Source organism: Pedobacter sp. KBW01, from assembly GCF_003852395.1.
Classification (GTDB): domain Bacteria; phylum Bacteroidota; class Bacteroidia; order Sphingobacteriales; family Sphingobacteriaceae; genus Pedobacter.
On sequence record NZ_QAJQ01000026.1, the window covers coordinates 65,800 to 78,841 of the forward strand.

Below are 13,042 nucleotides of genomic sequence, written 5' to 3' on the forward strand. Positions count from 1 at the left end.
TTTTAAGAATAAGAAAATTGCGATATCAATAGTAGGCTGTATACCGATTCCTTTAACACCTTCAAGCTCACGAAAAAGAATCTATTATTTAATAAATCAGTTACATTGTAGGTCTTGCCTGCTTTATAGTTTACATTTAGGCAAACTATAAAAGTGGTCCGCCCGGTAGTAGTCCACCAGCTGGTTCTGACAAGAAATATACCGATGGTACCGCATGCCTAAATGAAGGAATTTCAAATATTTTTTCCCTATAGTCGAATCCACATCATGGTGATAAACTAAAATTCACCCGTTTGTCACTTTCTCCCTCGTGATCTGCTATGAACTTCTTTCCAGTGATGTTATTTTAGTATTACAGGTAGCCGTTAATCAATGGTTCCACTTTTCCTAACTATAATTTCAGGAATTTCGTTACCGTCAAGCTCCATCAATGTGGCTTCTATCATCCGGCACATTTCATTCAGTGCAAGGTCATTTGACTCCATACCAAAAGGCTGCTCAATCTCATCTGCAATCGCTTCAAAGGCGACAAAAGTATATGCAATAAAAACGACAATAAACGGCGTTAACCATTGAAGGCTATCCACAAGTCCAAAGGGCAGAAGAAAGCAGTATAGGTAAACCGTCCGATGCAGTAACACACGGTAACTATAAGGTATTGGTGTTGAGATAATGCGTTCACAGCCTCCGACAATTTCGGTCAACTTATCTAGATTTTCATCAAGGCGCATCTGCTGAATTGAATCTATATTCTCTTTGTTCCGTGCATTAGCAATCCAATCCCCCATCAGTTTAATGACCATGATTGGTTTATAGTGTGTAGCATGGATGAAGCTGAACTGAGTATCGCTGAGTCTTTCTTTAAGGTCGTTTTCTGCATTTGTCCCCCTTAGCTGGTGTTTCAGCGAATATGTACACGATATCAAAAGGTAAATAAAGCTGGTGGATTCTGATTTTTCTGATGAAGTACGCGGAAGAGTCAAGACTTGCCTGGCGAGTGAGCGGGTACAATTTAAAAGAGAGCCCCAAAGCTTTCGGGCTTCCCAGAACCTGTCATAACTCACATTGTTTCGAAAACCAAGGAACAAGGCAAGCACAAAACCAAATAAGGTTAATGGCGTTGGGTTCAAAGGCACCTTGAAGGAGAGGATTTTACCATGAAAGAATACTACCGCTATCGACAGTACAAAAAGTAAGGTAAGCCGAGGTAATAGCCTAGGGAGAACTGAGCCATGCCATACAAAAAGCATTTTGAACCAATTTTCTTTTTTCCTGATTATCATGTTACTTTGGGCTATTTATCATTTTACAAAGGTAATTTTCACAATCAAAGCCATAAACCTAAGTTCGAAGAATTAATTGAAATTGTAATCATTTTAGCAAATCCCCGTATTAATCATATTGACTAATTTCTGAAATGGATCATCAATCAATTTAAATAAGCAAAAATAACATTACAAATAGTCAATATTAAATTAGTTTTATGAAGGGTTCTCTTCTAATTTTATCGATATTGTTAATAGACAGATAGAAGAGAAACAACACACTAAAGATTTTGAATTGGTTTTAAAGAGCTATTCCAAACTGTTTAAACCAAATTGATTGCCCTGGTTCCGCCAATTCAAGATTTAAAGGAATTAACTGTAAATTAATTGGTTATTGATTTTTTGTTTTTTTTCGCGAAATTAGATCAATGCCTTCTGGTTTTTCAACATAAGTGAAAAACATGTTTTAAAGGGCTACTTTTTTAATTTCCTGTTACGAAACCAATCCAAAGCATTACTGATATGAAATGATTTAAAACATTTGAGGTAAGCATTGAATTAAGGTTTCTTATAACCATTTATAAACCCTGCTTATGAAATTAAAGATTATTGCATGTGTTGTAATAGGCATTGCTGTGATTATAGCCTGGTTAACGGGAACAAACCAACTTTCGGCAAGTAAAAGCAATGAAATAAGCTATAATTACGATGTTAGGCCTATACTCTCTGATAAATGCTTTGCTTGTCACGGCCCTGATAAAAACAAACAGGAAGCAGGACTACGACTAGATATAGAAGCTAATACTAAAGCACTTTTAAGAGAAACAAAGGGTGCATATGCCATTGTTGCAGGTAAGCCAGAAAAATCTGAAATGATTAAAAGGATCACCTCAACCGATCCTTCCTATCAAATGCCTACACCTGCATCACACCTTGGTGTTCTGAACAAAGACGAAATAGAAATTTTAACCAAATGGGTAAAACAAGGTGCAAAATATGAGAAGCATTGGGCTTTTGTAACTCCTAAAAAAGTAGCATTGCCAGAAATAAAGGAGGGGTGGGCCAAAAATGAGATAGATTATTTTGTAGCGGCAAAATTAAAGCAGCACCAGCTCAAAGCCAGCGAAGAGGCCAGCAAAGAACAGTTATTAAAGAGATTATCTTTAGATTTAACAGGCCTTCCGCCAAGCCTGGTGCTCCAAAAAACATTTAGCGCCGATAATAGCAATCAAGCCTATGAAAAGGTAGTTGACCAATTGTTGGCAATGCCTCAATTTGGAGAAAAAATGGCACTCCATTGGCTTGATGTTTCGCGATATGCCGATAGTTACGGCTATCAAGACGATGATTACAGGTCACAATGGCCTTATCGCGATTGGGTAATCCATGCCTTTAATTCAAACATCCCGTACGACCGTTTTATTACCTGGCAGTTGGCTGGCGATCTTTTACCCAACTCCGGTAAGGAACAATTACTGGCTACAGCATTTTTACGGAACCATAAAATAACCGAAGAGGGAGGGGTAATACCTGAGGAATACCGGATAGAGTACGGTATTGACAAAGTAAAAACCTATACCCGTGGCCTACTGGCGCTCACAGTAGAATGTGCACAGTGTCACGATCATAAATACGATCCTATTGCACAAAAAGATTATTATCAGCTGTTTGCATTTTTTAATACAAGCAAGGAAAAAGGCCTGGAAGGGCTTGTGGGATCTGGTCCGGCCAAAACACCTATACTGACATTAAGTGATAACGACGTCAAAAAAATTCTCAGGTTTGTAAACAAAAAAGATACCGGGGCAGTAAAAGTATCTGTCATGGGCGAGGTTGACACGCCACGAACAACCTATTTGCTTAAACGTGGTGTTTACGATCAATATGGCGAAGCTGTAAGCGCATCAGCATTGCCTGCAGTGCTGAATTTTGACAACAAAAATTTCCCAAAAAACAGGTTGGGTCTCGCCCAATGGACGGTTAGTAAGCAAAACCCTTTAACTGCCCGCGTATTTGTGAACCAGTTATGGGAGCAGATTTTCGGGAAAGGAATTGTAAAATCTGTGGGCGATTTTGGGATGCAGGGCAACCTGCCTAGCCATCCTGAATTACTCGATTGGTTAGCCGCCGATTTTATGGAGCATGGATGGAATATCAAGCTACTGGTTAAAAAGATAGTGATGTCGGCCACTTATCGCCAATCCTCAAAAATCACCAAAGAGCTGCTGGAGAAAGATCCAGAGAACCTTTATTACGCAAGGGCCTCACGTATGCGCCTGCCTGCTGAGGCCATCAGGGACATGCTGTTAAGCAGTAGCGGGTTGTTAAATAAAGAAATTGGAGGGCCAAGCGTAAAACCTTATCAGCCTAAAGGCCTTTGGGAAATGGCCACTTCAGGCAGGGGGCAACTGGCTGTATACCGGCAGGATAAAGGAAAAGATATCTACAGGCGCGGCTTGTATACCTTTATTAAGCTAACTGTTCCTCCCCCATCGATGATGATTTTTGATGCAAGTAACAGAGACCAGTGCCAGGTAAACCGTTTAAAAACCAACACTCCCCTCCAGGCATTGGTTATGATGAATGACCCAACGGCACTCGAAGCCTCAAGGGTATTTGCTGAAACTTTGCTAACAAATAAAGAAAACCCAGAGCAGGCCATTCGTACTGCATTTGAAAGCATCATTTGCCGTAAGCCATTCGAAAAAGAAATGAGTGTACTTAATACTTATTATAAAGACCAACTGGCAGTATTCAGACAAAAAAAGAATATAGCCGAAAAAACATTGAATATCGGTGAATACCCGCATCAAAAAAATACAGCCAGCATAAGCGAAGTAGCGGCCTTAATGAGGGCAATTAACATCATCTATAACATGGAAGAAGCAATAGTAAAGGGTTAAGCCTTCTTGTTGATTTTTTCGATAACCAAATAAAAATGGAAAAAGAATTATTGGAACATGGCCTTAATATGAACCGCCGCCGGTTTTTAACTGGCCTGGGAATGGGTATTGGCGGAGCTGCATTAGGTAGCTTGCTGGTTCCCGACTTACTTAATCCTCAATCTGTTGAAGATGCAATTGTTGCAGGCTTACCGCATTTTGCGCCAAAAGCCAAACGTATCATCTATCTTTTTCAAAATGGTGCCCCTTCACAACTAGATTTGTTCGATTATAAGCCAAAACTGCAACAAATGCACGGCTTGGATCTACCCGAATCAATCAGAAAGGGTCAACGACTTACAGGAATGACCTCGGGACAAGCTAAATTTCCGCTTGCAGGTACAGCGTTCAAATTTAACCAATATGGTGAACACAGAGCGTGGATGAGTGAGCTTTTGCCCCATACCTCGCGCATTGTAGATGATTTATGTATTGTAAAAAGCCTGTACACCGAAGCCATTAACCACGATCCTGCTTTAACTTTTTTCCAAACCGGAGCCCAGGTGGGCAATCGTCCCAGCATGGGGGCCTGGCTTAGCTATGGTTTGGGCAGCGAAAACAAGAATCTACCCGCCTTTTGTGTACTGCTCTCTAAAGGCAAAGGCAATGGACAGGGTGTTTATTCCAAACTATGGACCAATGGTTTCTTAGATTCAATTCATCAAGGGGTGCAGTTTAGCAGTGGAGAAGACCCGGTGCTATACCTTAATGATCCCGATGGCATGGATAAAACCGAAAGAAGAAAAATGCTCGATCACCTCTCAACGCTAAATAACGAAGCTTATGACCAGGTTGGTGATCCAGAAATAAAAGCAAAAGTACAGCAGTATGAAATGGCTTACAGGATGCAGACTGCAGTTCCTGAAGTAACCGATTTAAGCAAAGAGCCTGAATCGATCATCAAACTTTACGGTGGCGACTGCTTAGTACCTGGCACTTATGCCGCCAACTGTCTATTGGCAAGAAAGCTTTCTGAAAGTGGTGTACGCTTTGTTCAGGTTTATCACCAGGGCTGGGATTCCCATGGTAATCTGCCAAAAGAACTTGCAGGACAGTGTTTAGACACCGATCAGGCATCTGCGGCCCTAATTACAGACCTTAAGCAAAGGGGAATGCTCGATGAGACATTAGTAATATGGGGTGGCGAATTCGGCCGCACTAATTATTGCCAGGGAAAACTTTCTAAAGACAACTATGGCCGCGATCATCATCCCCGTTGCTTTACCATGTGGATGGCAGGAGGTGGCGTAAAACCTGGTGTTTATGGAGAAACAGACGAGTTTGGTTATAACATCGTGTCAAACCCTGTTCATGTTCACGATTTTCATGCAACGGCTTTAAACCTGATGGGGCTTGACCATGAGCGTTTAGTGTATAAACATTTGGGGCGGCGCTACCGTCTTACTGATGTAGCCGGAAAAGTTATCAATGACCTGATTGCTTAAAGCGAGAATGGTGCGGTATTGCAAGTATTTTAAATTTTGAACATATGAGCAAATGAACAGAAAAGAATTTGTTAGGAATATGGCTTTGGGTGCTATTGGAGCAAGATATGTTCCAGAATGGTTGGCTCATAATGAGGTAGAACTTGGACATGGCAAAAAGCGCTATAGGATAAATACGAAGTGGAGCCGTGCCGATGTGGCCAAAAACCCTGTTAACGACTGCCACGAAATGGTTCAAGATAGTAAAGGACGTATCTTGCTGCTCACCAATGAAACCAAAAACAATGTAATGATCTATGACAAGAACGGTAATTTTCTCCAATCATGGGGAACAAGCTATCCTGGTGCACATGGATTAACCTTGTTTAATGAAAATGGAACAGATGTACTCTTTATATGCGATAACAACAGACATCAGGTTATAAAAACCACAATTGATGGCAAAGTGCTTATGGAGCTTAACTACCCCAAAGAAACGGGCCAATATTTGAAAGCAGACGAGTATGTGCCTACTGAAACGGCAATTGCACCCAATGGCGATATTTTTGTAGCAGATGGCTATGGGAAAGACTTTATTATACAGTATGATTATAAAGGCAATTATATCCGGCATTTTGGAGGCAGGGGTGATCAAAGCAAACACTTGCTTAATGCACATGGCATTTGTATCGATAACAGGAATGACCAGCCGGTACTTATGGTAACCTCGCGGCAACAGAATGCTTTTAAAAGATATGCTATGGATGGAACTTACCTCAGCACTGTAGAACTGCCTGGCGCCTGGGTGTGCCGCCCAGTTATACATGGCCAGCATTTATATGCAGCAGTATTACAAACCAATAGCAGGCAATCTCAAAAATCTGGTTTCGTAACCATACTCGATCAGCATAACAAAGTGATATCCAATCTCGCTGGCAGCACGCCCGAATATAAAGACGGGCAATTACAGGAAATGTACCAAACCATTAAAGCATTTGACTACCCCCACGATGTATGTATTGACGATGAAGAAAATCTTTATGTGGCCCAATGGAACTCCGGCAAAGTTTATCCCTACAAGCTAGAGCCTATAGCCTAAATCGCATGCTGCTTATGAAATACAAATACCTGTTTTTTTTGCTTTTTTTGTACTGTACGGCAAGTGCTCAAAACCGTTTTCAACTGGCTCCGCCTTTGATTAAGTACCGATCCATTTTTTTTGATGACAGGTTAAGGGTTCCCATTGTTTTTGAACAGCCGGGCGCCTACATCACTTACAGTATTGATGGAGAGACAGGTAAAGCCAAAAAGTACAATAAGCCCATTCTGATCAACAAAGAAGTAACAACGATTAAAGCCAGCGCGAATTCAAAAGATTTTATGACTTCCGAAATTGTTGAGGCCACCTTTATTAAAAGCGGAATTCAGGCAGCGGTTCATTTTCCCGAGGCCAGCGGACCTTACAAAAGCAGTAAGCCTAGTATCCTCTCTGACAATCAGGGAGGCATAACCAATTACAATAGCCCTACCTGGTTGGGGTATGATAAAGATTCGGTAAGCCTCATTATCGAAACAGGTAAAGTTCAAAACTTACATAAAGTACTTTTTAATGTCCTTGAAAACCAACAGGCGTGGATTTTTACACCTTCGAGGGCTGTGGTTTATGCCTATAATAAACAGAACAATAGTTTTTCAGTGGTTTTGAGTACAGTAACCCTACCTATGGTTCAAAATACAAAGGTACAATGCAGGGCAATTACAATGAAGCTTATTCCCAGCAACACTGACAAACTTAAACTGGTATTGTACAATACCAAATTACCATCTTGGCATCAGGGGGTGGGCAAATTAGCGTGGATGTTTATAGACGAAGTTAAATTATACTAAATGACAAAATATTTTAAGTGGCAGGGGATCATTTTCAATTTGTGCATCATGCTCAATTGCCTCTTGGTTTTTTTATTGTGCTTTGGCGACCAACTTAAAGTGCCTGTTTTTTTGCAGGTACTTGGCAGGGCGCATCCACTTGTGCTTCATTTTCCGATTGTACTTTTGCTACTGGCCTTTGTTTTTGAAGTAATGGCCACTTCGTCAAAACAGATCTTGCTAAAAGAGCTGGCTAACTGGGTATTGCTTGCCGCCTGTTTCACTACGGTAATGGCTGCATTAATGGGACTTTTTCTATCCAAAGAAAGTGGCTACGATGGTAATGAGGTAGCTATACACAAATGGTTGGGTGCCATTTGCGCACTGTTGAGTTTTTTATGGTATGCAGCAAGAAATACCATCCGCAAAAGCAAGCTGGCTGTAACATTAGCAGGAATTTGCGCAAGCCTTTTCTTATTGGCCGCGGGGCATTATGGAGCAAACCTTACGCATGGCGACGATTTCTTGCTATTGCCCATTAAGGCAGGAGAAGCTACCCCGAAAGTTTCATTGGCCGATGCCGTTGTATACCAGCATCTGGTTAAACCCATTATCCAGCAAAAATGCATTAGTTGCCATAACAGCAGTAAGGCTAAAGGTGGATTGATTATGGAGAATGAACAGTCGTTGTTAAAGGGTGGCAAAAATGGCAAATTATGGAACCTTGCTGAAGCTGATTTCGGACGAATGATGCAACGCATACATCTACCCGAAGAGCATAAAGACCATATGCCTCCCAAAGGAAAGCTACAACTAACAGACCAGGAAGTAAAAGTACTGTATCTGTGGATAAAAGGCGGGGCAAGTTTCACCCAAAAAGTAATAGCGCTAGCGCCCAGCGATTCGTTACGAACAATTGCAGCAAATTTTCTGAGTAATGACAACAATGAGGATCAAAATCTTCCTGCTTTAGATAAAGGCAAAGTAGCTCAATTAAATACCGATTACCGATCAGTGGTTCCGGTTGATGTAGGTTCGGCTGCTGTAGCAGTTAGTTTTTATGGCACGGCGCAGTACAATCCAAAGCAGCTCGCTGAATTGGATGCCATTAAAAATAACATTGTTTCGCTACAGCTTAGCAAAATGCCGCTTAGTGATGAGGAACTTAAAGTAATTGGAAATTTCGTTAACCTAAGGCGTTTAAATCTGGCCTTTACCAATGTTAAAGGCAGCGGACTCAAATACCTAATCGGTCTGAATAATTTAAACGAGCTTTCTCTTTCCGGAACGGGGGTAAACGCGGGTATGCTTAATCCGTTAAAAAAGCTAAAAAAACTCAAAACTGTTCAGCTGTGGAATACGCCAATTAATGAAAAGGAAATGGGTTCGCTTAAGGGTGGTTTCCCAGGTATTAGGTTTGATATGGGCTTTAACGGTGATACGGTTAAGGCAAAATTGAATGCACCGGTAATAGATGGAGGAAAAAAAACATTCAAGAGCGAGATTTCAGTAAAAATTAAAAGCTCAATTAGAAGTGCGGTTATCCGTTATACTCTTGATGGCAGCGAGCCAGATAGTATTAAGTCGCCAGTTTACAAAGCCCCCATTAATATAGGAAAGTCTACAGTTATTAAAGCAAAATCTTATCTCAAAGGTTGGATAAGCAGCAATACCACACTAGAAAATTTTTATAGGAGTAATCTTAGCCCAGATAGCATAAGCCTGGTTACACTGCCAGACAAAAAGTTTGCTGTTAAAACTAACAATGCTCTTTTTGATGGTGAACTCGGGCCCCTAAGTTTTTCTGCCGGCACAAGTTGGACAGCTTACAGAGAAACCCCACTCGAGGCCTTTCTGTTTTTTAAGCAACCAGTAATGGTAGGCTCCGTAGCATTCAGGTCGTTAATTGATATTGGGTCTTTTATTATGCCACCTTCAGAAATTGAGATTTGGGGAGGCAGCAATACGGCTTCACTCAGCTTGTTAAAAAAGCTTAAACCAGTGCAACCAACTAAAGAAAGCATGCCCTACATCGAAAACTACAGCTGCAGTTTTCAGCAGAAAAAAGTTGCTGTAATCAAACTAATAGTAAAGCCGCTTCGAAGCCTGCCCGCCTGGCATCCAGGCAAAGGCGATAAAGGTTGGGTGTTTATAGATGAAGTATTCCTGAACTAATGTGCACTTCCCGCAATTCAAACCAGTTAAAAGTATAATCCTATTCGTTTTGACGAGATTTGCTTTTTCATGCTTGCCTGATTAAGTTCTGATTATTCTATTTGGCTGGTCATGAATGAATTAGTTTAAAGCCTGTGTAAACTTGCTAATCTAGATTTGTGTTTTGAACCAGGTTAGGTAATTCTCTATTTGAGATACCAGATAATAAGGGAGATTCAATAGTTTGTATTTCTTGCCGCCCGGGGTAAGGGCATCAGTAATATGCAGCGAGCCTGCATAAAATCGGATGGCCATATTATGTGGGGACAGGTCCATAAACATATGCAAAGATTTTAATTTTCCTTCAGCTCCTGATTTCACCTCTACAGGAATTAGTTGCCCCTCAAAAGATACAACGTAGTCCACTTCCGCACTTGAAGTAGTTTTCTCCCTTACCCAAAAATGGAGTGCACTTAAAGATTTAAACTGTGTAGCCAATAACTCCTGACCAACCAGGTGCTCAATTAAGGTGCCTTGATAAACTTTATTTAAATCATCAGTGCCTAAAATTTCGGTCTGTATACCAGCAAAATAATTAAGCATTCCAGTATCCAGCACCTGAAGCCTTGGAGATTTCCGATAGTCTGGCAGCAAAGGCAGTTTTACATCACTTGAGGGGTAAATGAGCTCAATTAACAGAGCCTTTTCCAGCGTTCTTAATGCTTCTCCCATATCCCTGGATCTGTAGGGCGAATTTCCGAAACCTTCAAACTTAATACGCTGACCGGCCTGTCCAAATGATGCCCTTATCGCATGACCTATATGTAACGCCTGTGCATTTGTGCCAGCATATTTCTCAACATCGTCCATATATGCCGTAATCAACGAATCGAAGATTGATGACAATTCCAGTAGATCTTTGTTTTTACTATACTCTTTAATAACCTCTGGCATTCCCCCTATAAGTGCATAGGTATGAAATAGCTGCATGAGTTTATCATGTGTAAACGCTGGTGCGGGTACCTGTTGTAAATAATTTACAGCTTCCCGCTCATCCATAGCGCTCAAAAACTCTGGAAATGAAACAGGTCTTAAAACCATATATTCTACTCTTCCGACCGGAAAGCTAATGTTTTTATCAAATAAAGTTTCGAGCATACTACCCGCAGCTATTACAGCAATTCCGGGCTGGTCTTCATAAAAATAACGTAGAATGTTCAAGGCCTCAGGTACTTCCTGTATTTCATCAATAAATAAAAGTGTATGATTTCTTTGGGTAAGTGACTGATTTTTAACAAAAAACAGCGTCTGAACAAGTAATTCAACTGTAGTAAACTCCTCAAAAGGTTTTCTGTCTACAGCAAGCTCAAGATTGAGATAGATATACTGTTTAAATTTCTTCGAAAATTGCTCAACTACGGTTGTCTTACCAACCTGCCTAGCACCTCGTATTACTAATGGCTTACGATTTGATTTGGTAAGCCATTTTTCTAATTCAGTAAATATTATCCTATCGAACATTTGACAAACTTTAATTTCAAAACTACTTGTTGTTACAAAATTAGGGTTAATTAATGAATATTTCGTCACAAAATTAGGGTAAATAATCTTAACAATTGTAATAGAATTAGGGTAAATGTATGTATTGTTATGACTAAAGTGTTTGCAGAAAATTATTTTTTAATTTTCTTAATAGTTTATCGAACAAATTTCAAAACTAAAAAGCAAGCATATTCTCCAAAATAAATTTGCAAATACAAAAATAATTCTCTAACATTGTTATAGACCAGATTAGACCAGACCAAATATTTATTCCTGATTTCATTCCCAAAAGATGAGCGCTACAATAACCTTACTGTGTAAGGCCTATTTCCTGGACTTTAATATATGAGCATTAAAGTAAATACAAATGATATACCCTAATTACAACAGGATTTTTAATCCATGTAGACTTATCCTTTTGACATTTCTATTTTATGGATTTTCAGCTGTTTCAGCCCAGGTTAGTTTTACTTCCTCGGATAAAGATTTAGAGCATGCTTTTAACTGGGCAAAAAAAACGGCGCTGAGTTATAAAGGAGCCAACACCGACCCGGTAGGGCCATGGTATGAAGCAGCCCTCCCCTCCCGCTATGCATTTTGCATGCGCGATGCGGCACATCAAAGTATCGGCGCGGAAATATTAGGCCTAAGTAGAGAAAACCTAAACATGTTTACCTTGTTTGCCAAAAACATTTCTGCCAGTAAAAACTGGTGCTCTTACTGGGAAATTAATAAACTTGGCAAACCTGCTCCTGAGGATTACAGGAATGACAAAGAATTCTGGTACAATCTACCCGCTAATTTCGACGTACTTTTTGCAACCTGGCGCCTGTATAATTGGACAGGAAATCCATCCTATATCAATAACCCATCTTTTGTGTACTTCCAGGAAAAAACAGTTAAAGAATATATTGACACCTGGGCACTCTCCAGCGATTCTTTGTTAAAAAGACCGGCCCACCTACATACTCCTATCCCTTACAATGAAAAGGATTATTTTCATAGTTGCCGAGGACTACCTTCCTACTCTGAGGGAATCCCCAACATGCGAACTGGTGTAGATCTCGTTGCTGCACTTTATCGCGGGCTACAAACTTATTCTGATATACTCGCAGCAAAAGGGCTACCGGGACAAGCTAAATTATATGCCCAAAAAGCTGAGCGTTACCGTGAGCGACTTGAAGCTGATTGGTGGAATGCTGCCCAGGGGCACTATTATCTCTATTACAGTAGTAATGGCAAATTCGTAAAAGATGAGCCTATACCATATCTGCTTTGGTTCGATGCCTTGAAAGATACGACAAGAGTCAAGCCACATCTAGCGCAAATTGCTTCAACAACAAGCAATGTCGAAACCACTTCTTATTTCCCTTACTTGTTCTACAAACACGGCGAATGGGATCAGGCAAGAAAATATATACTTTATCTTTCAGATCCAGCTACCCCCAGAAGGGAATATCCAGAGGTTTCTTTTGGCGTGATCGATGGCATTGTTCAAGGTTTAATGGGCATTGCCGCGGATGCTCAAACAACCACAATCAGCACATTATTCAGGTCTAATAGCAAAGGGGCAGCTACTGTAACCAATTTACCTGTATTGCAAACCAGGATCAAACTTGTCCATAGCAGCTGCTATCAATCAACAGTCTTTAATTTAGGGAAAAGGTCATTTAAATGGAGAGCGATTTTCTCCGGAAATTATCCCCGCGCTACTGTTAATGGCATTCCAAAAGCGACCAAAAAACAAGCAAACCCACAAGGGAAAATGACCAGTTGGATTGAGGTAGATGTAAAACCTGGAATGCAAATAAAAGTTGATGTAAATCCCATTTTTAAACGATAAAACCCG

General features: G+C 40.5%; 8 protein-coding genes. 6 read left to right on the forward strand and 2 right to left on the reverse strand.

Going from position 1 to position 13,042, the window contains the following annotated elements; translation table 11 throughout:
• Positions 1 to 365 precede the first annotated feature (365 nt).
• Positions 366 to 1,283, reverse strand: a complete 918-nt coding sequence (locus tag DBR40_RS21790; RefSeq protein WP_124561849.1) for a bestrophin family protein — start codon at positions 1,281 to 1,283, stop codon at positions 366 to 368.
• Between the two features lie 575 nt (positions 1,284 to 1,858).
• Between DBR40_RS21790 and DBR40_RS21795 the strand changes: the two genes are divergently transcribed.
• From DBR40_RS21795 to DBR40_RS21815, 5 genes are read left to right on the forward strand one after another with little or no spacing between them, the layout of a single operon-like run.
• Positions 1,859 to 4,168 (forward strand): PSD1 and planctomycete cytochrome C domain-containing protein, encoded by a 2,310-nt coding sequence (locus DBR40_RS21795; protein WP_124561850.1) that lies wholly within the window; start codon positions 1,859 to 1,861, stop codon positions 4,166 to 4,168.
• Positions 4,169 to 4,203: 35 nt separating this feature from the next.
• Positions 4,204 to 5,652: a DUF1501 domain-containing protein gene (locus tag DBR40_RS21800; RefSeq protein WP_124561851.1), complete on the forward strand. Its 1,449-nt coding sequence runs from the start codon at positions 4,204 to 4,206 to the stop codon at positions 5,650 to 5,652.
• A gap of 52 nt (positions 5,653 to 5,704) precedes the next feature.
• A complete protein-coding gene (locus DBR40_RS21805) occupies positions 5,705 to 6,730 on the forward strand; it encodes a 6-bladed beta-propeller (protein WP_124561852.1) in 1,026 nt (341 codons plus the stop codon).
• A 14-nt stretch (positions 6,731 to 6,744) separates the two neighbouring features.
• Positions 6,745 to 7,518 carry an FN3 associated domain-containing protein gene (locus DBR40_RS21810; RefSeq protein WP_158674107.1) on the forward strand — a complete coding sequence of 258 codons (774 nt, stop codon included), beginning with the start codon at positions 6,745 to 6,747 and terminating at the stop codon, positions 7,516 to 7,518.
• On the forward strand, positions 7,519 to 9,672 hold the full coding sequence (locus DBR40_RS21815) for a chitobiase/beta-hexosaminidase C-terminal domain-containing protein (protein ID WP_124561854.1): 2,154 nt from the start codon (positions 7,519 to 7,521) through the stop codon (positions 9,670 to 9,672).
• Positions 9,673 to 9,822: 150 nt separating this feature from the next.
• Here DBR40_RS21815 and DBR40_RS21820 read toward each other — a convergent pair whose 3' ends face one another.
• A complete protein-coding gene (locus DBR40_RS21820) occupies positions 9,823 to 11,172 on the reverse strand; it encodes an ATP-binding protein (protein ID WP_124561855.1) in 1,350 nt (449 codons plus the stop codon).
• A gap of 439 nt (positions 11,173 to 11,611) precedes the next feature.
• Here DBR40_RS21820 and DBR40_RS21825 point away from each other — a divergent pair, with 439 nt between their 5' ends.
• Entirely contained in the window at positions 11,612 to 13,036 is a 1,425-nt protein-coding gene (locus tag DBR40_RS21825) for a hypothetical protein (RefSeq protein ID WP_124561856.1), read from the forward strand.
• Positions 13,037 to 13,042 lie beyond the last annotated feature (6 nt).

Coding starts and splice junctions, on each gene's coding strand:
- DBR40_RS21790 (WP_124561849.1), bottom strand. CDS start 1,283: ATGATAATCAGGAAAAAAGAAAATTGGTTCAAAATGCTTTTTGTATGG.
- DBR40_RS21795 (WP_124561850.1), top strand. CDS start 1,859: ATGAAATTAAAGATTATTGCATGTGTTGTAATAGGCATTGCTGTGATT.
- DBR40_RS21800 (WP_124561851.1), top strand. CDS start 4,204: ATGGAAAAAGAATTATTGGAACATGGCCTTAATATGAACCGCCGCCGG.
- DBR40_RS21805 (WP_124561852.1), top strand. CDS start 5,705: ATGAACAGAAAAGAATTTGTTAGGAATATGGCTTTGGGTGCTATTGGA.
- DBR40_RS21810 (WP_158674107.1), top strand. CDS start 6,745: ATGAAATACAAATACCTGTTTTTTTTGCTTTTTTTGTACTGTACGGCA.
- DBR40_RS21815 (WP_124561854.1), top strand. CDS start 7,519: ATGACAAAATATTTTAAGTGGCAGGGGATCATTTTCAATTTGTGCATC.
- DBR40_RS21820 (WP_124561855.1), bottom strand. CDS start 11,172: ATGTTCGATAGGATAATATTTACTGAATTAGAAAAATGGCTTACCAAA.